Consider the following 20,355-nt stretch of genomic DNA (forward strand, 5'->3'; position numbering starts at 1 on the left):
GTTTGTTGTTTGTCAGTCTGAGCGAAGTCGAAGACATTTAGTACGATTATTTTTTAAACACATAGAAACATAGATTTTTGTTCTCTTTTAAAGATTATAGAAAGAAACTAGTTTCTAACACATAGCTATGTGCATTTATCTGAGTAAAACGCCTTTATGGACAAAGCAAAACTATGTTTCTATGTGTTTAAAATTAAAAGTTAAAGATTAAGAATGCATTGCATTAAAATGATTTCTCAATTCTTCAGCGCTAGCGTTTAATCTTGTTTCGCTAGTTCCGAAAGTAAGTTCTGATCTGCCTTCTTTCAATTGTTCAAAAATAGATTCGATAAAACTGCTTACGCTCGGATGTGCGTCGTGAAGACCAATTCCGCCTAAATCGGTGTTTAAGGCTGGCGGAATGATTTCGATTACTTCAATATTTTTTGATTTTAATAAATGACGTAATGAAAGTGTAAACGATCTAAAGAATGCTTTTGTAGCCGAATAAACAGGAACTTTTGCAAAAGGAGAGAATGCTAGTCCCGAAGTTACATTCATTACTGTTGTCAAAGATTTTAACTTAATAAATAAGGAAGTTAAATGTAAAGGCGCTTCAATATTAGTATGGATCTCTGCCTTCATGCTTTCATAGAAATCAACATCTGTTATCGATTTCCAGTTTTGAATTCCTGCATTATTGATTAATACGTTTAGATCAGGATGATTTTCAGAAATCCATTCGTAAAGTGCTGTACGTTCTTCTTCAATAGACAAGTCACAGACTTTTGTAATTACGGTTGGGAATTTTGCTTTAACTTCATTTAAAACAGATTCTCTTCTTCCGCAGATAATCACGGTATTGTTTTCCTGAATAAATCGTTCGGTAAGTCCAAGTCCGATACCGCTTGCACCTCCGGTTATTAGAATTTTGTTGTTTGATAAATTCATCTTTTTGTTCTTTTAATTTGATGAGGCAAAGGTAGGAGCAAAGCAGATGTCGAGAATTGTAAATATCAAACCGATGTTTGCGAAATTCAAATCACTAGTGGTAAATTCCAAAATTTTTAAATTCCAGATTCCAAACTTGCGTGTTAAACTTTTACAAAGTTCTCGAAACCTGAAATCTGAAATCTGAAATAAAACAACCTAACTCCTAAAGGCCAGAGGCGTCAAGGAAGTTTGCTTTTTAAAGAAATTAGAAAAATGTGCTAATTCTTCAAAACCAAGTGAATAGGCAATTTCAGAAATATTCCAGTCTGTTTGTTTTAAAAGGATTTTGGCTTCGTTTGTTAATCGGTTGCTGATTAATTCTGTTGTTGTTTTTCCGGTGTTTTCTTTTAATACTTTGTTTAAATGATTGACATGGACAGATAATCTTGCTGCAAAATCTTTCGCAGTTCTAAGTTCTAAACGCTGATTTGGGGATTCAATTGGGAATTGTCTTTCAAGTAGTTCAGCAAATAAAGAAGAAACTCTTGCTGCGGAATTGTGTTTGGAATATAAAGCGGTTATAGGCTGTAATTTTTGCCCAAAGTGAATCAGCTCAGCAACATAATTTCTAATTAAGTCGTATTTATAAATATAATCGGAATTGATTTCTTTTTGTATCTTTTTGAAAATCAAAGCCACTTCTTCAACTTCTTCATCTGATAACTGAAAAATAGGATAACCGTCTGAGGCGAAAATAGGCAGTTCGTCCAAATCAATTCCGCTTTTACTTTTGGATAAAAATTCGCTGGTAAAAACACAAAATTGCCCGCCCTGATTCGTATCTTGTGGTAAATAATTATACGGAATCTTTGGTGTTGCGAATAACAATCCCTGTTTTTCTATTTCGATTATTTTATTGGCGTATTCTGCTTTGTTGTGACCTCTAATTAAGCTTATTTTATAATAAGCTCTCCTGTCATAAGGCATTCCGGGTTTTCCTTTCATACGCTCCAGAAGTTCTTTAATGTCAAAAACATTAAAATGCCCGATCTCCTTTTGAATATCATTTGGTAATAGAGAAGTAGGGTCAACAGCCGAACCTTCGGTAATGTCTTGGTAAAATGAATCTAAGGATTTCATATTTATGAATTGTAAAATTCAAATATACGAAAAAATGTTTATTTGGTTTTTGCCACCAAGGCGCTAAGTCGCAAAGTTTATTAAACATACAGTTCGTCATTTCTGAAATAACAAACTGTATGTTTAAAAATTTGCTAAAAAATCTTTGTGACTTTGTGTCTTTGCGGCAAAACCTATATCAGAACAAGCTTCCCTGCACAAATTCAGGTTCGGGATTACTTCCAAAAGGAAAAGCATCCATTACAAAAAACTGTTTTTTTATTGGATCAAATTCTCTTAAAACAATTTCATTGCATTCAAATTGGAGATCAATTGTAGTAAAAAGTTCAGAAGCAATTTTAAGATTTTCAGGAGTTAATCTTCTGCCGATTGACATATGTGGTTTCTCGCTTTTTTTGAGCTTTAAAAATTTCAAAGTTTCATGAATCTTTTTCATGATTGGAACAAAATGATTTTTTGAATCTTCGGTTACACCAATAAAAAAAACACCAGCATTCGGAAAAGAGGCGAAATGATCTAAAGATACCTGGAAAGGCGTAAAATTATCTGAAATTTTAGAAAGTTTAGGTTTAACAGAGTCAAGCTGAGATTCATCAATAGTAAATTCGCAGATGGTAATATGAGCTTCAGAGTTGCAGCTACTGTACCAATTTTTATGTACTTTGCTTTTCAAGAGGTCTTTTAATTCTTTGACAGGGCCAACCACTTTTTTCGAATAAAATACAACCGAATATGTTTTCTCCATTTTTAGGATTTTGAATTACACAAATTTAAAATTTAAATTGTGCCGTCAACGTCGCATAAAAATAATCTTTTCCTTATGGACGGATTAAAATCCGTCCCTACAAAATGCATCGAACCTTCAGTTCTGTTATTAAAATTTAAACTGTGCTGTCAGCGCTGCATAAAAATAATCTTTTCCGGAACCGACTTCTTTTAAAAAACTTCCTGCGTTAAACCAGCCGGTTTCTAATGTAAAACCTAAATGATTATTCATATCATAGTTTATATTTGAAATTAACTGAGAACCTATAAAACGCTCAGTAGTATCTTTTCCGGAATATAAAAGCTGCATATTTGGCGCATATAAACCATCACTTATTGTTTGTCTCCAGAAAATATCATAATCAATTCCAAGAGTCCATTTTTCGGATAAACTGAAATTAATTGAGGGATGAACATCAATTAAGTTAGACGGTCCAATTAAAGCAACCAAACCAAAATAAGCGCCTCTGGGATATAGCGGATTAAAGGTTTGTAAATGCATGTCGCCGGAACTTTTATCACCAGAAATAATTTCTGTTTTTAAGCCAATTTCGGGAGTATATTTTATGTTTTCGAAAGTATAACAGGCAAAAGAAGAGATTGTCCAGGCTGAGATTGTCTTTTGATTGATGTTTCCGAATTGATAAACACCTTCAAAATCATATTTCCAGTTTCCTTTGTTTTTCCAGATTCGGGTTCCGATAGATTGTCTGTTTTCTTCTCCAATTGCATCATCAAAAACAGCTCGGCTTTTCCATAATCCTAAATAATACAAATCGATATTCTGAATAAATGGTACTTTGTGAATCACTGTATAACTTCCCCAAAATTTGGCATTTTCATTAAAACGGTCATTAAAAGTTCCGGGTTTATTGGCGATGGGATGTGTGTAAAAAGCATCTGTCTGCCAATTGTTTTTTTTATAAAATAATTTCAATCCGTCAAAAGCAAGTCTGCTGTTTGGACCTTCACGAACTGCAACTAAACGCTGGGAACCGTACATCATTTCTTGTCTTCCAGAACGAAACGTTAATTGTTCGTTTTCTTTTCTGATAAAATCAATATCCAGAAAAGCCTGATGAATGTCTAACTGATTTTCATCAACCGGACTTGGATCTGTTTTACCATTTGCTAAACTGCTTTGTAATTCAATAAATGTTCTGAAAACTCCTAATTGAACATTCGCATGAAACAGATAGCGGGAAAGTAAATAACCATCGTCATCAGATTCGTCTCCCCATTTGTTATTGACTGTATAGGTATATTGCAGTCTGGCTTCACCGCCAATTGAGGCGTGGTATTTATCGTTTTGTCCTAACGGAATATATTTGATTTTCTCGTATAAAGTTTTCGCAGAATCAGCTTTTAGATAAGTGAAATCATCCTCATATCGCAGCCTTTGGAAAACTGGTTTTTGTTGTGCGTTTGCAGAAAAAAAGATTCCCAAAAGCAACAATAAGAAGAATGTGTTTTTCATTTTGAATTAGTTTTTTTGATATCCTCCAAAGTAATTTACCGGACTCCAATCTGGAATTGCTTTTGGTTTTTCGTTAGCAAAAGTTCTAAAATCATTATCGGCATAAACTACTTTTCCGTTTACTACTGTCAGTTTTGATTCGATGTTTAAGATATTTTCTTCAGAAGTAGAGAAATAATCATCAGAAAGAATAGCAAAATCGGCCAATTTTCCAGATGTGAGCATTCCTCTGTCTTTTTCAATATTGATTAATTGTGCGCTTCCGTAAGTAAACAATTGTAAAGCTTTGGTTCTGTCTAGAATATTTTCATCATTCATATATTTTAAACCGCCTAAAGTTTTTCCTGTTGTCAGCCAATATAAACCAACCCACGGATTGTAACTTGCTACACGTGTTCCGTCTGTTCCCATTCCGACTTTAATTCCTAATTCGAACATTTTCTTTAATGGAACGGTGCTTGAAGCAGCTGTTTTTCCGTATCTTTTAATGAAACTTTCACCCTGATACGCCATTCTGTGCTGAATTGCGATTCCGCCGTTTAAAGCTTTTATTCGTTTTAAATTCTCTGTAGAAACCGTTTCCGCATGATCAAAGAACCATAAAAGTCCGTTTAGAGGTGTTTCTTTGTTGATGTCTTCAATTACATTTAAAAATCGTGTAATGCTTTCGTTGTAAGTGGCGTGAATTCTAAACGGCCATCTGTTTTTTACCAATAAAGACAAAACCTCTTTTAATTGGCCTTCCATTGCAGGGCTTAATTCAGGTCTTGGTTTATCAAAATTTTCAAAATCTCCGGCGCTCATTACCAAATTTTCTCCTGCACCCTGAACGTGATATTCTACTTTATCTGAATGATGATCGTCGTCGCAGCCTTCGCCAATTTCGACTGTCTGCATCCATTTAGTATAATCGTTTAATTCAGTTCCTGCTTTTTGTGCAAACAAATAATAAGGCATTCTAACCGTTAAATCGCTGTCTTTGCATAAACCGTTTGTTACGCCGTAATCATCAGGAAAGTTTTGAAATCCGCCTCCTGCATCCATAATCGCTGTGACGCCAAGACGGTTCATTTCGGTCATAAATTGTTTAGTCGAATTGAATTTTTCTTCTTGTGTTAATTCAGGAAGTTTTGCTAATGTTGAATACAAAATAAAAGCATTTGGTTCTGCAACTAAAAGTCCTGTGGGATTTCCATTTGGATCTTTTTCTATCAATCCGGCATTTGGATTTGGCGTATCGGCATCGATTTTTAAAGTTTCCAAACCTGCTTTGTTTAAATAAGCGTGTCCGTATAAATGAAGAATAAATGCAGGAACATCACCGGTTGCTTCGTTGATTTCAGCCAAAGTAGGCAATCTTTTTTCTTCAAACTGATAAGCGTTCCATCCACCTACAACACGAACCCATTGTCCTTTTGGAGTTCGTTGTGCTTGTTCTCTCAACATGGCTAAAGCTCTTTTGAGAGAACGAACACCGTCCCAACGTAATTCAGTATTGTAGAATCTTCCGCCTCTGATAATATGCATGTGAGAATCGAATATACCTGGGATGATTGTTTTTCCTTTAGCATCAATTACAGTTGTCTTTTTGTCTTTTAATTTTAAGATTTCACTGTTTTTTCCTGTTTTTAGGATTTTTCCATCGACAACAGCCATAGCTTCGACGATTGTATTTTTATCATCTAAAGTGTGAATTACAGCATGATGAACGATAAGTGTGGCTTTTTTGTTTTGTCCGAAAATGGGAAGGGAAATGATTAAAAGAAAAGCGGCTATTTTTAAAGAGAGTTTCATGGTTGTGGTATTTAATTGGTTTTGGAAAAAAAAAAGACTGTGCAATAACACAGCCTTTTTAAAAAGATCTGTATGCGATTTTATTTAGTGTTTCAACATTTCGTGAGCGTATTGAACACCAACACCGTAAGCACCTCCATATTTTTTAACCAAATCAGTTACCGGTACATAAGTTTCCTGACGAGCCCAGTCGCGTTGTAATTCTAATAAATATTGTAAAGAAGTTATTGGATGAGCACCAGCCTGAACCATACGAGTTACAGCCATTTCGTGGGCTTCTTTAGAAACGTCGCCACTTGCATCTGTAATTACGTAAACATCATATCCTTCATTGATTGCTGATAAAGCTGGTCCAACGATACAAACGCTTGTCCATAAACCTCCAAAGACTAATTTCTTTTTACCTTTTGCAACTATCGCTTTGTGTGCCGGAATATCTTCCCAGGTATTCATAGAAGTACGGTCAATATAGTTAGATGTTTTTTGTGGGTAGAATTCTTCAATTTCTTTAAACACTGGTCCACTAAATGATTTTTCCGCTACTGTTGTTACAATGGTTGGAACTTTGAATATTTTAGAAGCTCCTGCTACTAAAGCAGTATTGTTTCTAAGCTGATCGATTGGAATATTGTTTACTGCAAAGGCCATTTGGCTTTCGTAATCAATTAAAACTAAAGTGTGATTGAAGGGATCTAATTGTGCCGGACTTGGTTTTTGAGCGAATCCGATAAAGGTTACAAATAATAAAGCTGCGGTAAGGATTAATTTTTTCATGATAATTTGATTTTGTTGTTAAATAAAGGTTTTTAATATTTTGTATTTGATTTTCAGTGTTTTGCATTCAAAATAAATGCCTTGTTTTTAATGTATTGATTTTAAAAGGTTTTTCAGAAAAGGCAATAGTGATCCTAGCGATATATCGTTATAAAAAATTGGATATTCGTTAAATGATTTTCGGTAAACTTTTACTGAATTTTAAAAGAGAAAAATGTGGTACCTAAATTTTTCCTTTTAGATGTAAACGGTGGAGAATTTCTGATTTTAATAATCCGCTTCCGCCTCCAAAATGTTCAATTACTTCTACGTCTGGCTGTTGTTCTAAGCAAAATAAAGTAAATTCTTTTTCGACATGATCTTCGATTCCGGAGCTCAAAAGAACAACGTCAATTTTGTGGTTCTGAAAATAGTCCTGAGCTTCTGTTTCGTTGCTAAATGCGACTGCATTCCAGTCTTCATAAGCATTTACAAGGCGAAGTAAAATGGCCAGGATCGCTTCGTTTTTTCCGAGTAATAAGAATTCAAGTGTTTTCATTTTTTTTGAGTTTCTAAGCTTCTAAGATTCTGATTTTCTATGTTTTTTAATTTGAAATTTCAGTTTCGCAGAACTTGTGATTTTACTTTACAAATTTATTGCTTTCATTTTTGCTTCAACTTAATCTAGAATAAGAAAGATTTTTTTAGAGTTTCTAAGATGCTAAGGCACTAAGATTCTAAGTTTTCTTTTCTATGTTTAATTTCAGTTTTTGACAGAACTTGTAATTGATATTGCAAATTTATTGGTTCTGATTTTACTTCAACTTAATCTAGAATAAGAAAGATTTTTTTAGAGTTTCTAAGATGCTAAGGCACTAAGATTCTAAGTTTTCTTTTCTATTTTAATTTCAGTTTTTGACAGAACTTGTAATTGATATTGCAAATTTATTGGTTCCGATTTTACTTCAACTTAATCTAGAATAAGAAAGATTTTTTTAGAGTTTCTAAGATGCTAAAGCAGTAAGATTCTAAGTTTTCTTTTCTATTTTAATTTCAGCTTTTGACAGAACTTGTAATTGATATTGCAAATGTATTGGTTCCGATTTTACTTCAACTTAATCTGGAATAAGAAAGATTGTTTTTAAGTTTCTAAGATGCTAAGGCACTAAGATTCTAAGTTTTCTTTTCTATTTTAATTTCAGTTTTGACAGAACTTGTAATTGATATTGCAAATTTATCAGTTCCAATTTTACTTCAACTTAATCTAGAATAAGAAAGATTTTTTAAAATTTCTAAAATGCTAAGGCACTAAGATTCTAAGTTTTCTTTTCTATTTTAATTTCAGTTTTTGACAGAACTTGTAATTGATATTGCAAATTTATCAGTTCCAATTTTACTTCAACTTAATCTGGAATAAGAAAGATTTTTTTTAATTTTCTAAGATGCTAAGGCACTAAGATTCTAAGTTTTCTTTTCTATTTTAATTTTAGTTTTTGACAGAACTTATAAATTTACTTTGCAAATGTAAAGAGGTGAAGAGGAAAGAACTCTTAATCTGGAATAAGAAAACGATATTTAAGTGTATTTTTTAAATTTTTAATGTTTTTTTTGAAAAAAATGCTCTTTATTAAGTTTAAAAAAATGTTAAACTTTTAAATCTAATTATTTGTAAAACAATGACTTATTTTTGTTTTGTTTTGAAAAATGCTTTCTTTTTTGTTATGATGTGGAAAACCGTAAGGGAATCTGTTTTCTTCATTATAATTTTGGGATGTAGAAATTTGAAAACGGTGCTACTCTTTACCTTTTTAGAGGTCACTTAGAATTTTTACAGAAAACAGTTTTTGGAGAAACGTTTTTATTTTAATGAGACATATTCATTTGATCGTGGGTATTTGTATATAGTTTGCAATGTACAATTAATGTCTAATTTTTTTGGGTTTTAAGATTAAGTCGACGGACATAATTTTAAAACCCTTTTTTTTACCACAAAAAGGAAAGCCCAATTAGCCAAAATTTAATAATGTCGGTGTTGATTTTGAATTTCTGAGGAGAAAATCCATAATAGTTTTTAAATGCCGCCGAAAAATGTGATACATCTTTATATCCACATTTATAGGCAGCTTCGCTTACTGTTGCCGATTTGCTTTGAAACAATTCTTTAGCATGTTCCATTCGAAGTTTAATGATATAGCTTTTGACAGTTGTGCCAAAACAGGCTTTAAATCCTTTTTTTAATTTGAATTCGTTTAAGGAGATTTGTCTGGAAAGTTCGGGTAGAGTAGGAGTGTTTCGATAATCGTTGTCTAATATGTTTTTAGCTTTTAATAATTTTTTGTAATCTTCTTCTTCAATTTTTTCTTTTGTGGAGGGCTTCGTATGAATGGCTTCCAGCTGATAAATGAGAAGTTCTTTGATTTTACTTTCGATATAAATTCGTTTTAATGCACCTTGACGAGTACAGCTTTTTATTTCATGCGTAACCCATTGTATTGCTGGAGTAAATGGAAGATATTTGGAAGTGAGATAACTGGATTTTTTATGTAAAATGTTTTTTGAAAATTTTTCATGAAGCTGCCAGTCCTCATTAATTATGTTGTAATAAAACTCTTTAGAAAGAATAATAGATAAATAGTTAACCTGCTTATGGGCAGGAATAGTAAAAGTGGCTTTAAAATTATTGGTATAAAATATATTATGAGTATTTTCTCTGGAATACTTTTCACCTTCCAATTGATCAATTTGGGTTTCGACATTACTGCTGTAAATAAAATTCATTACTACAGTTTCTTCATCAATTTCAAAAATTACAGTTTTAGAACTGTCATAGTACATTTGAGTATCTAATAAAACCAGGCCTTCTGTTATTAAATGGCGACTTGTTATTTTTTCAGAATCATTATTTTCTATATTGATTGTTTCTTCAGTTAATGTGCTTTTTGGGTAATACTTATCTCCAATTTGAATTTTAATAATTGGAGTTTCTGGTGTTAAAAGAGTGGCGTTGATTTTCAAAATTTAATCCGTTTTTACAAAATAATAATCCGTTTTTCCCTATCTTTTTTCTGGTTGTTGATGGTACTTTTGCGGCAAAGTTATTTATAATTAGTCTAATTAAAGATATGTCAACTCAAAAATTTTTATTTTTTATTTCATTTTTCTTCCTTTCGTTCTTTGTAAAAGCCCAACAAAATCAAGGTTTCACGGTATCTGGACAAGTTTCTGAAAAATCTGGTCAAACAATTCCTTTTGCAACAGTAGTTATAGAAAAAACTAACTTAAGCATGATTTCTGATGAAAATGGAAAGTTTGTTTTTAAGAATGTCAAATCCGGAAAGTATATTTTAAAAATTTCGGCTATTGGATTTGCTCCCATCAAAAAGCATGTAGAACTTTCGCCTAATAACAACAATGTTAACCTCTCTATAAAATTAGAAAATGAGTTAAACGAATTAGAAAACGTATCCGTAATAGGACGCTCGTCAGTAGATAAGATCAATAAACAAGCTTATAATGTAACAGCTGTAGATGCAAAAAAACTGCATAACTCTACTCTGGATCTGGCACATGCTTTAGATAGAGTGTCAGGCGTACGTTTTCGTGAAGCCGGAGGTGTGGGATCCCGATCAGAATTATCGATTAATGGGTTTTCAGGGAACCAAATTAAAATTTTTATTGACGGCGTGCCGATGGATAATTTTGGTTCGTCTTTTCAAATCAATAACATTCCAATTAACCTGGCTGATCGTGTAGAGGTTTATAAAGGGGTTGTGCCTATTTGGCTGGGTGGAGATGCTTTGGGAGGAGCGGTTAATATTGTAACGAATAGTAAACCTAGAACCTATGTGGATGCTTCTTATTCCTTTGGATCATTTAACACGTTTAAAACTGCTATAAATGCAGGTTATACTTCAAAAAGTGGTTTTACCGCAGAGATTAATGCATTTCAGAATTATTCGGATAATAATTACTGGGTAAATGTTGAAGCTCAAAATTTAGAAACTAATCAATATTTTAAAGAAACACGAGTAAGAAGATTTCATGATAATTACCATAATGAAACTGTAATCTTTAATATTGGAATTACAGGTAAAAAATATGCCGATAAATTGATGTTTGGTTTTACAGCTGGACAAAATAAGGCCGATATTCAAACCGGAGCCAGAATGGTTGCAGTATTTGGTGAAAGATATAGACGTGGCAATACTTTGATGCCTACTTTAAAATACCAGGTAAAAGATTTGTTTACAAAAGGGTTGAATGTGAATGTAACAGGAAATTTTAATTTTGGTTATGAACAAACTGTAGATACTGTAAACAGACGATACAATTGGTTTGGACAATATGATCCAAGACCAGGTCTGGGTGGAGAAGCTGAGAGATCCCTTTATAAATTTAAAAACAACAATGGAATAGCTACTTTCAATGCGACTTATGCTATAGGAGAACGTCACTCTTTATTAGTAAACAATACATTTAACACATTTGACCGCAAAGGAAGTGACGAACTTTATCCAGAGTCCATAACGTATCAGCAGCCTCAAAAGCTACAAAAGAATATTTTGGCTGCGGCTTATAAATTTGACTACAATCAAAAATGGAGCACTTCGTTATTTGTGAAAAATTATGATTTAAGTACTACTCTCACCAGAAGTTATAATCCTTCCGGAAACTGGGGAGATGTTGCTTATGTGGTGTTAAATGATAAATCATCTAATTTAGGTTATGGAGGAGCAAGCAGCTACTATTTAAAGCAAAATTTACAGCTAAAAGCTTCTTATGAAAAAACGTATAGATTACCTACATCAGATGAAATTTTTGGTGATCCCAATGCTAATTTACAGGGTAATAATAATTTAAAGCCAGAATCGAGTAACAATATTAATTTAGGTTTGAGTTGGCAAACTAGTTTTAATGACGTTAATGCTTTAACATTTGATGTAAATGGTATCTACCGCAATAGTACTGATTTTATTCGTACTGAATTTAATAATAATCAGAACAAAACTGTAACCGTTAATCAGGGAGGTGTAAGAACAAAAGGTATTGATGGAGAGATTCGATACTCTTACAAAAGACGATTTACTTCTGGTCTTAATATGACGTATCAGGATATACGCAATATGACCAAATATGAGCCAGAGCAAAATTATGTTTCCTATTACTATAAGGACAGAATGCCTAATATCCCTTACTTATTTGGTAATCTTGATGGAACAGTTTTTTTTAACGATGTCTTTAAAAAAGGAAATAATTTATCTGTAGGCTATAATCTTCTTTATGTCCATGCCTATTATTTGTACTGGCCAAGTAGAGGAGGCTCAAATGGTAAACACGATATTCCTGTACAAATGAAGCATGATTTAAACCTGGTTTACACGATGGCGGATGGAAAATACAACATCGCCTTAGAGTGTCAAAACTTATTGGATAATGAACTTGTGGATAATTTTTCACTTCAAAAACCTAGTAGGGCTTTTTATGTAAAATTTAGATACTTTTTTAATAAATCGAATAAATAATTCTAATATAAATTTTAATACTTATGAAAACAATTACCAAATTACCTTTACTGTTAGCAGCATTTGCTTTCACTTTTGCTTCATGTGAGAGTAACGATGAGCAAAATGGAGAAACTAGTGGAGAAACTGGAAAATCAAAATATATAATTACCGTTTCTACAGGAGCAACAGGAGTAGCGGATTATCTATTGACTGCTGATGACGTTTCGAAAGGATCAATTACCACAGCTGGAAACGGATTAGAGCAAGATGGTACTTATCGTTATTATTTATCAACGCAAAACAAATTTTTTAGTTTCCTTTACGGTCAGGGAAACCCAGGAGCTGTTACTACTTATGGCTTAACAGCAAATGGAGATCTAACCAAGACTTCAAATTTCCAGTCGGAGACAGTACAGGTTTTTGCACCAGTTAATAAAGACATTCTAATGGTAAAAGTGCCTAGAAGTGGCGCTTCAATTTCTTATATGTATAAAGTTGATGCAGAAAAATCTATACTTACAGGGACAGAAGCACAAGATACCAGACTTTTAATTGGAAATAAAAATCCGGATTTAGCAGAAAGAGCTCATTTTACATGGGCAACTCAGGTGGGAGATAAAGTATTTATGCCTTACATGAAAATTAATGGTATTGCTCCGGATACTTTTGGAACAAGACATGCTGATAGTACTTGGGTAGCGGTGTATAGTTATCCGGATCTAAAATTAGAAAAAGTAATTAAAGATAACCGTACAAGTTACTTAGGAGCTTACTTTACTAATGGACTATTTCAGGATGAAAAAGGAGATGTTTATGGATTTTCCGGAGCTATTGGAACAGCTAATGGTGTAGTTACTTCTACAAAACCTTCGGCTGTTGTTAAAATTACTAAAGGAACCACAGAATTTGACAAATCTTATTTCTTTAATGTTCAGGAAAAATCAGGAGGGTACAAAATTTCTTCAACAAGTTATATCTCAAATGGTAAGTTTTTATTATTAATGTACGGAAACGTTGGAACTAATGCAGGAGCTGTTAGGTTAGCTGTTGCTGACGTATACAACCAAACCTTTAAATGGGTTACTGGTATGCCGGCTATATTAACAAATGCTACTACTCGTTATAATATTACAACAGAAGATGGAAATTCGGCTGTTCTTGGTGTAAACACTCCTGATGGAAACTGGATCTATACCATCAATGGTACCTCTGCTGCAGCGACACAAGGTATGAAAGTTGAAGGAGGGCAAATTACTGCAATTCAGAAATTAAAATACTAATTTTTTTTTGCCGTAAGTCCTTATTTATATGAGGACTTACGGTTTTTTATATTTATCCTATTTATCTATCCAATATGTTTTCTTCTTCAAAACCAAAAACAACTAATAAGAAAAAGAGTAAAAAATCGCTTTTCAAGCGTATTATGGCCTGGCTGCATTTATGGCTTGGGCTAGCATCCGGAATTATCGTAGTTATTGTCAGTCTTACTGGCTGCATTTATGTTTTCGAAAATGAGATTAAAGATTTTATTGAAGACTGGCGTTTTGTTAAACCACAGCAGAAAGAATTTTTATTGCCCTCGCAATTGGTCGCCATTGCTGACAAAAAAATGAAAGATAAAAAAGCTACTAGTGTAACTTTTGGTGCAAAAGATGAAGCTGCAATTGTAGGTTATTTTGTGGAAAAAAAAGAAGAAGGAGAAAAGGGCAGAGGAGAAAATAAGAAAGAAGAACAGAAAAGAGGAGGTAAGAGAAAAGATATTGCTAAAAATGAAAGTGAAAGAAAAGCTGAGTTAAAACCTCTTGCCAATGAAAAAGCGAAAGAAAGAGGAAAAGGAAAGGGAGAAAAAGGTAAAGGCAAAGGCGGAAGAAGGAGTGGCACTTTTATAAGTGTATATATGAATCCGTACACAGGAGAAATCTTAAATGTAAAAACATTTTCAAGAGGTGATTCTCCGGATTTTTTCAGATGGATATTAAACGGTCATCGTGCACTTTGGCTTCCTTACGATATAGGTCGTCCTATTGTGGGAGTTGCAGTTTTGATTTTCGTTGTATTATTGATTTCAGGTATCGTTTTGTGGTGGCCTACAAAGTGGATAAAATCGATTATTGATAAAAGTTTTAAAATTAAGTGGGACGCGAGCTTTAAACGTGTCAATTATGATTTGCATAATGTACTGGGTTTTTACAGCTGTATTTTTCTGTTTTTTATTGCAGTAACGGGCTTAGTCTGGAGTTTTGGCTGGTGGAGTAAATCATTGTATTGGGTAACTTCAGGAGGAAAACCATTAGTAGAAAACAGAGAATCTCCTAAATCGGATACGACTCACGTAAAAGAGTTTAAAATTACAACAGCGGATAAAGTATTATTGAATATTAAGAAAGAAAATCCTCAGGCATCGGGGATTATGATAAGTATTCCAGGTAAACCTGCTGATCCAATTGGAGCTTTTGTTTACAAGCAAAAAAATACCTACTACAATATGGATCGTTATAGTTTTGATCAGCAGTCTCTTAAAGAGATCTCGATTAAAACACCTTTCTCTGGGAAATATATGGAGGCAAATATCCCGGACAAAATTCGTAGAATGAATTATGATATTCACGTAGGAAGTGTTCTGGGATTAACAGGTAAAATTATTGCATTTTTGGCGAGTTTAATTTCTGCCAGTTTACCTATTACAGGATTTATTATTTGGTGGGGAAAACAGAAGTTTGGCAAAAAGAAAACGCCTGCAGCAAAACCAAAAGTGGCAAGTAAAGCGATTCCTGTTTCTAAATTGAAAAATAACGCAGAACAAGAAGTTACTGCTTAAGATATTAAAATGGTTTTTTAATTCCTTTTTGTTTTTTTTTGATCCAAAGGCAAAACTTGAAAAAGTTTTGCCTTTCTTTTTTTAATTGTAACCGTTTGCTTTAAGCCATTCTGCACAATCTCTTGTCCAGAATTTACTGGTATCGTTTACTCCTAAGCCAAATCCGTGGCCGCCCTTTTCATATAAATGTAACTCTGCTGTAACTCCATTTTTTTTCAAAGCCAGATAATAATTAATACTATTTTCTGGAATCACAACGGTATCATCTGTAGCATGAATTAGAAATGCAGGTGGTGTTTTAGCAGTTACTTTTTTTTCGTTTGAAAAATTATTGATAAGCTCTTGCGATGGATTATTTCCAAGCAGATTAGTTTGTGAACCTTTATGAGTAATTTCATTTTCCATTGAAATTACAGGGTAAATTAAAATAGAAAAATCAGGGCGTGCACTGACTTTAAAATTAGATTCATACACTTTGTCGTCATAATGAGTGGATAAAGTAGCGGCTAAATGTCCTCCTGCAGAAAATCCCAGAATTCCAATTTTATTCGGATCAATATTCCACTTTGCAGCATTTTGTCTTACATAACGAAGAGCTTCCTGAGCATCTTGTAGCGGACCGATATTTTTATTTTTCATAGTTAAATCGGCAGGCATGCGATATTTCAATACAAAAGCTGTAATTCCTAAACTATTGAACCATTCTGCCACTTTTGTTCCTTCCTTATCAAAGGCTAAGTGGGTGTAACCACCTCCAGGACAAATTACAACAGCCGTTTGATTTGGTTTTGCTTCTTTTGGAATAAAAATACTTAAAGTAGGTACAGAAACCTGACTGGTGCTTTGCACTTTTCCGTCATTTATCTTCTCTTTTTCTTTATAATCTGTTGCTTTAATTTCATCTGGAATTTTATTCCATAATGGAACTACCTGATTCTGTGCTGTAATAGAAAATATGCCCGAAAAAAACAGAAAACTTAATGTGATTTTTACTAAAGATGGTGATTTTGATTTTTTCAAATTGTTTTTTAATTAATTGTTTATTAGTGATTTATGTATTTTTCTGTGAAAATTGCAACCGATAGTCTAAATTAATCAAAACGATTTAACAAAGCATGAATTTCAGTACAATTTTACCCTGCAAAAAGGATGAATTTCACCCATTAGCTTTTAACAAATATATTGTTTAATGTGTAATTTTGTATTCTTTTTTTTATGTAATATGTTTATTTAAAAACCTTAAATTATTTTTTATACAATTTATTTGGAATGTAGAGATTAAAAACTATATTTGTGCAATCGATTACATTATTTCTTTTTAGAACTGTTAATATGTTGATTTTAATATTTTTAAATAGAGGTAAATAGTATTGCTAAAATTACCAAAAATTACAAAACTATAATACCCACTTACTATGAATCAAACCGAAACTGTTGCAGTAAATGAGAGCGTCAAAGCTGCAGGCAAATACCGTTGGAGTATTTGCGCTTTATTATTTTTTGCAACAACCATTAATTATCTTGACAGACAAGTACTTTCGTTAACCTGGAGTGATTTTATTGCGCCAGAATTTCATTGGACAAATAATGATTACGGAAATATTACCGCTTTGTTCTCTATCTTTTATGCTGTTTCATTGTTGTTTGCTGGAAGATTTGTTGACTGGTTGGATACCAAAAAAGGATTTCTTTGGGCAATTGGAATTTGGTCTGTAGGAGCTTGCCTTCATGCATTTTGCGGAATTGCAACTTCAGGAATCATTACAGGAAACTGGTTTGTAGGATTTCATGGTTCAAAAGAGATTATAAGTACAGTTAGTGATACAGCGATGGTAATTAATGTAAGTGTTGCATTGTTTATTTTCGCTCGTTTTGTTTTAGCAGTGGGAGAGGCTGGAAACTTTCCTGCAGCAATTAAAACTACTGCAGAATATTTTCCTAAAAAAGACAGGGCTTTTGCAACCAGTATTTTCAATGCAGGAGCGACAGTTGGAGCTTTAGCAGCGCCAATTACAATTCCGTTTATCGCAAAATCTTTCGGATGGGAAATGTCATTCATAATCATCGGAGCGTTAGGATTTGTTTGGATGGGATTTTGGATGTTTATGTACGATAAGCCAGAAAGACACTCAAAAGTAAGTGCAGAAGAATTAGCATATATTCAACAAGATGATCTTTTAGATAGTAAAATAGAGGGATACAAACCAGAAACAAGCACAAAAGTATCTTTAGCAGATTGTTTTAAATACAAACAGACTTGGGCATTTGCATTTGGTAAATTTATGACAGATGGTGTTTGGTGGTTTTTCTTATTCTGGACTCCGGCGTATTTAAGTTCGGTTTACGGAATGGATTCTACAGAAGCAGCGTTGCCATTATTTGTACTTTACATGATTACATTATTGTCAATTATTGGAGGATGGTTGCCAACATATTTTGTTGAGAAAAAAGGAATGAATCCATACGAAGGAAGAATGAGAGCCATGTTGATTTTTGCATTCTTTCCTTTGTTAGCTTTGATTGCACAGCCTTTAGGGTACATTAGTTACTGGGTGCCGGTAATTATTATCGGAATTGCGGGAGCGGCTCATCAATCCTGGTCAGCAAACATCTTTACAACTGTGGGAGATATGTTTCCTAAAAAAGCAATTGCAACCATTACAGGAATTGGTGGTTTAGCAGGCGGAATTGGGTCAACTTTAATCAATAAAGGATCTGGAGTTTTATTTGATCATGCAAAAGAGACTAATATGGTTTTTATGGGATTTAAAGGGATTGAAGCAGGATATTTTATCATTTTTTCTATCTGTGCAGTGTGTTATTTAACAGGCTGGATTGTAATGAAAACATTGGTTCCAAAATACAGCCCGATTACAAATCTCTAACCAGGATTTTTCGAAACTAACTAACCAACCTAAACCAAAACCATATCATGAACCAAGCTAATGCAGCAATAGGGAAATACCGTTGGACTATTTGTAGTTTAGTTTTTTTTGCTACAACTGTCAATTATCTGGATAGAAATGTAATAAGTTACCTTCGACCTTTTTTAGCTGAAGCGTTTCACTGGACACCGGAGCAGGAAGTTATTGATTATTCGAATATAGAACTTGCTTTTAAAATTGCTTATGCATTGGGCATGTTGGTTGCAGGTGGGATTATTGATAAGTTAGGAACGAAATTAGGTTATGCAATTGCAACAGGTTTGTGGAGTTTAGCTGCAATTGGACATGCGCTGGCAACCGGAACTGGAGGGTTTTTAATAGCTCGTGTGTTTTTAGGAGTTACAGAAGCAGGAAATTTTCCGGCAGCAATAAAAGCAACTGCTGAATGGTTTCCGCAGAAAGAAAGGGCTTTAGCTACTGGGATTTTTAATTCAGGGAGTAATATTGGAGCTATTATTGTTCCGTTAACTGTTCCTTTTATTGCTGAAAATTATGGCTGGCAATGGGCTTTTATTATAACTGGTATTGTTGGTTTTGTATGGCTTGTATTATGGTTTTTATTTTATGAAGTACCGCAGAAACAGAGACGTTTATCGCAGGCTGAATTAGAATATATTACTTCTGACCAAGTGACAGAAGTTGAAACAGAATCGAAAGAAAAAGTTTCCTGGATAAAATTGCTTTCATTTCGTCAAACATGGGCTTTTGCGATTGGAAAATTATTGACAGATCCGGTTTGGTGGTTTTATTTATTCTGGCTTCCGGATTTCTTAATGAAACAATATAAACTGACAGCAACAGAAATTATTTGGCCTTGCGCATTGGTGTATATGATTGGAAGCATTGGAAGTATAGGTGGGGGATGGCTTCCGCTAAAATTAATAAATAACAATTGGCCGGCTTATAAAGCAAGAAAAACAAGTATGTTATTGTATGCTTTTGCAGTTTTACCTGTTTTATTTGCACAACAATTAGGAGCAATAAATATTTGGTTTGCTATTTTGGTTATTGGTCTGGCAGTTTCTGCGCATCAGGCTTGGAGTGCAAATATTTTTACAACAGTTTCAGATATGTTTCCAAAAAAAGCTACTGCATCGGTTACAGGAATGGGAGGAATGTTTGGAGCACTTGGTGGAATCTTATTAACCTTGTTGGTGCAGAAAAATATGTTTGTTTATTACACTAAAATAGGTAAGATAGAAACGGGTTATTTTATTATGTTTTGTATCTGTGGAGCTTCGTATTTATTGGCTTGGCTGATTATGCATATCCTAGTTCCAAGAATGAAAAAAGTGGAGTTGTAAAAACCAAAAATGATTCAATCGAAATAATTTTTGGCTTGAATTATGGTTTTTCAATATAAAAAAATTAATTTTGTGCAATCGATTACATTAAATAAAAATTATGACAAAATATAGTTCAAGATACGCGTCAAGCCCAGAAGCTGTAAAAAAATATGATACTCAACAATTGAGAGAAGAATTCTTAATTGATGATCTAATGCAGGAAGATGAAGTGGTATTGGTTTATTCTCATTACGACAGATACATCGCAGGTTCTGCAGTTCCGGTAAAAGGTGATTTAGCTTTGGAAACAATCGATCCGCTTAAAGCGCCTTATTTTTTAGAAAGAAGAGAGCTGGGAATTATTAATGTAGGAGGAAGTGGTTCTGTAATTGTGGAAGGAACAACTTATGAATTAGGTTTTAAAGATGCTTTGTATATCGGAGCTGGAAATAAAGAAGTGGTTTTTAAAAGTGATGACAAAAGCAATCCTGCTAAATTTTATTTAAACTCCGCGCCAGCACATACAACATATCCTACTAAGAAAGTAAGTTTAGCTGAAGCTAACAAATTACAGTTAGGAACAATGGAAACGGCAAACCACCGTACCGTGAATCAAATGATTATTGGAAGTGTAGTCACTACTTGCCAATTACAGATGGGAATGACAGAATTGAAACCAGGAAGTGTTTGGAATACGATGCCGGCACACGTACATGATCGTAGAATGGAAGTTTATTTCTATTTGGATATTCCGGAAAATCAGGCTGTTTGTCACTTTATGGGACAACCGCAGGAAACAAGACATATCTGGATGAACAATCATCAGGCAGTAATTTCTCCGCCTTGGTCCATTCATTCAGGTTCAGGAACCAGCAACTATACTTTTATCTGGGGAATGGCAGGTGAAAATTTAGATTACGGAGATATGGATGTTTGTAAAATCACTGATTTAAGATAAGAA

The 20,355-nt window shown here is 33.5% G+C and carries 15 protein-coding genes; 6 read left to right on the forward strand and 9 right to left on the reverse strand.

Features of this window, described 5'->3' with window-relative positions; translation table 11 throughout:
- Nucleotides 1-207: 207 nt before the first annotated feature.
- The 8 genes from ACFS3A_RS16170 to ACFS3A_RS16205 all read right to left on the reverse strand — a co-directional run bounded on the left by ACFS3A_RS16170 (nt 208) and on the right by ACFS3A_RS16205 (nt 9,856).
- The gene (locus ACFS3A_RS16170; RefSeq protein WP_379826597.1) at nt 208-930 is read right to left on the reverse strand and encodes an SDR family oxidoreductase; all 723 of its coding nucleotides are present in this window, start codon (nt 928-930) and stop codon (nt 208-210) included.
- 198 nt (nt 931-1,128) lie between these two features.
- Nucleotides 1,129-2,052 (reverse strand): helix-turn-helix domain-containing protein, encoded by a 924-nt coding sequence (locus ACFS3A_RS16175; protein ID WP_379826598.1) that lies wholly within the window; start codon nt 2,050-2,052, stop codon nt 1,129-1,131.
- A gap of 178 nt (nt 2,053-2,230) precedes the next feature.
- Nucleotides 2,231-2,797 (reverse strand): 2'-5' RNA ligase family protein, encoded by a 567-nt coding sequence (locus ACFS3A_RS16180; RefSeq protein WP_379826599.1) that lies wholly within the window; start codon nt 2,795-2,797, stop codon nt 2,231-2,233.
- A gap of 129 nt (nt 2,798-2,926) precedes the next feature.
- Nucleotides 2,927-4,294, reverse strand: a complete 1,368-nt coding sequence (locus ACFS3A_RS16185) for an alginate export family protein (protein WP_379826600.1) — start codon at nt 4,292-4,294, stop codon at nt 2,927-2,929.
- A 6-nt stretch (nt 4,295-4,300) separates the two neighbouring features.
- Entirely contained in the window at nt 4,301-6,088 is a 1,788-nt protein-coding gene (locus ACFS3A_RS16190; protein WP_379826601.1) for an amidohydrolase, read from the reverse strand.
- 84 nt (nt 6,089-6,172) lie between these two features.
- Entirely contained in the window at nt 6,173-6,862 is a 690-nt protein-coding gene (locus tag ACFS3A_RS16195) for a hydrolase (protein ID WP_379826602.1), read from the reverse strand.
- A 223-nt stretch (nt 6,863-7,085) separates the two neighbouring features.
- Nucleotides 7,086-7,400 carry a hypothetical protein gene (locus tag ACFS3A_RS16200; RefSeq protein WP_379826603.1) on the reverse strand — a complete coding sequence of 105 codons (315 nt, stop codon included), beginning with the start codon at nt 7,398-7,400 and terminating at the stop codon, nt 7,086-7,088.
- A gap of 1,424 nt (nt 7,401-8,824) precedes the next feature.
- The gene (locus ACFS3A_RS16205) at nt 8,825-9,856 is read right to left on the reverse strand and encodes an AraC family transcriptional regulator (protein ID WP_379826604.1); all 1,032 of its coding nucleotides are present in this window, start codon (nt 9,854-9,856) and stop codon (nt 8,825-8,827) included.
- Nucleotides 9,857-9,963: 107 nt separating this feature from the next.
- Here ACFS3A_RS16205 and ACFS3A_RS16210 point away from each other — a divergent pair, with 107 nt between their 5' ends.
- The 3 genes from ACFS3A_RS16210 (at nt 9,964) to ACFS3A_RS16220 (ending at nt 15,163) form a co-directional block, all read left to right on the forward strand.
- The gene (locus ACFS3A_RS16210; RefSeq protein ID WP_379826605.1) at nt 9,964-12,363 is read left to right on the forward strand and encodes a TonB-dependent receptor; all 2,400 of its coding nucleotides are present in this window, start codon (nt 9,964-9,966) and stop codon (nt 12,361-12,363) included.
- A 23-nt stretch (nt 12,364-12,386) separates the two neighbouring features.
- Nucleotides 12,387-13,625: a DUF4374 domain-containing protein gene (locus tag ACFS3A_RS16215; protein ID WP_379826606.1), complete on the forward strand. Its 1,239-nt coding sequence runs from the start codon at nt 12,387-12,389 to the stop codon at nt 13,623-13,625.
- Between the two features lie 74 nt (nt 13,626-13,699).
- A complete protein-coding gene (locus ACFS3A_RS16220) occupies nt 13,700-15,163 on the forward strand; it encodes a PepSY-associated TM helix domain-containing protein (protein ID WP_379826607.1) in 1,464 nt (487 codons plus the stop codon).
- A gap of 81 nt (nt 15,164-15,244) precedes the next feature.
- On the opposite strand, the gene ACFS3A_RS16225 is transcribed toward ACFS3A_RS16220, so the two are convergent.
- Nucleotides 15,245-16,183, reverse strand: a complete 939-nt coding sequence (locus tag ACFS3A_RS16225) for an alpha/beta hydrolase (RefSeq protein ID WP_379826608.1) — start codon at nt 16,181-16,183, stop codon at nt 15,245-15,247.
- A 395-nt stretch (nt 16,184-16,578) separates the two neighbouring features.
- On the opposite strand from ACFS3A_RS16225, the gene ACFS3A_RS16230 reads away from it, so the two are divergent.
- From ACFS3A_RS16230 to kduI, 3 genes are all read left to right on the forward strand, one after another.
- Nucleotides 16,579-18,048, forward strand: coding sequence for an MFS transporter (locus ACFS3A_RS16230; RefSeq protein WP_379826609.1), 1,470 nt, complete (start codon nt 16,579-16,581; stop codon nt 18,046-18,048).
- Nucleotides 18,049-18,095: 47 nt separating this feature from the next.
- The gene (locus ACFS3A_RS16235) at nt 18,096-19,412 is read left to right on the forward strand and encodes an MFS transporter (protein WP_379826610.1); all 1,317 of its coding nucleotides are present in this window, start codon (nt 18,096-18,098) and stop codon (nt 19,410-19,412) included.
- A 100-nt stretch (nt 19,413-19,512) separates the two neighbouring features.
- Nucleotides 19,513-20,352: a 5-dehydro-4-deoxy-D-glucuronate isomerase gene (gene kduI, locus ACFS3A_RS16240; RefSeq protein ID WP_379826611.1), complete on the forward strand. Its 840-nt coding sequence runs from the start codon at nt 19,513-19,515 to the stop codon at nt 20,350-20,352.
- The last annotated feature ends 3 nt before the right edge of the window (nt 20,353-20,355 follow it).

The organism is Flavobacterium notoginsengisoli (assembly GCF_042686225.1).
Taxonomy (GTDB): Bacteria; Bacteroidota; Bacteroidia; order Flavobacteriales; family Flavobacteriaceae; genus Flavobacterium; species Flavobacterium notoginsengisoli.

Excerpts from the sequence above, each read along its gene's own strand:
- ACFS3A_RS16170 (WP_379826597.1), bottom strand. The coding sequence starts at position 930 with ATGAATTTATCAAACAACAAAATTCTAATAACCGGAGGTGCAAGCGGT.
- ACFS3A_RS16175 (WP_379826598.1), bottom strand. The coding sequence starts at position 2,052 with ATGAAATCCTTAGATTCATTTTACCAAGACATTACCGAAGGTTCGGCT.
- ACFS3A_RS16180 (WP_379826599.1), bottom strand. The coding sequence starts at position 2,797 with ATGGAGAAAACATATTCGGTTGTATTTTATTCGAAAAAAGTGGTTGGC.
- ACFS3A_RS16185 (WP_379826600.1), bottom strand. The coding sequence starts at position 4,294 with ATGAAAAACACATTCTTCTTATTGTTGCTTTTGGGAATCTTTTTTTCT.
- ACFS3A_RS16190 (WP_379826601.1), bottom strand. The coding sequence starts at position 6,088 with ATGAAACTCTCTTTAAAAATAGCCGCTTTTCTTTTAATCATTTCCCTT.
- ACFS3A_RS16195 (WP_379826602.1), bottom strand. The coding sequence starts at position 6,862 with ATGAAAAAATTAATCCTTACCGCAGCTTTATTATTTGTAACCTTTATC.
- ACFS3A_RS16200 (WP_379826603.1), bottom strand. The coding sequence starts at position 7,400 with ATGAAAACACTTGAATTCTTATTACTCGGAAAAAACGAAGCGATCCTG.
- ACFS3A_RS16210 (WP_379826605.1), top strand. The coding sequence starts at position 9,964 with ATGTCAACTCAAAAATTTTTATTTTTTATTTCATTTTTCTTCCTTTCG.
- ACFS3A_RS16215 (WP_379826606.1), top strand. The coding sequence starts at position 12,387 with ATGAAAACAATTACCAAATTACCTTTACTGTTAGCAGCATTTGCTTTC.
- ACFS3A_RS16220 (WP_379826607.1), top strand. The coding sequence starts at position 13,700 with ATGTTTTCTTCTTCAAAACCAAAAACAACTAATAAGAAAAAGAGTAAA.
- ACFS3A_RS16230 (WP_379826609.1), top strand. The coding sequence starts at position 16,579 with ATGAATCAAACCGAAACTGTTGCAGTAAATGAGAGCGTCAAAGCTGCA.
- ACFS3A_RS16235 (WP_379826610.1), top strand. The coding sequence starts at position 18,096 with ATGAACCAAGCTAATGCAGCAATAGGGAAATACCGTTGGACTATTTGT.
- kduI (WP_379826611.1), top strand. The coding sequence starts at position 19,513 with ATGACAAAATATAGTTCAAGATACGCGTCAAGCCCAGAAGCTGTAAAA.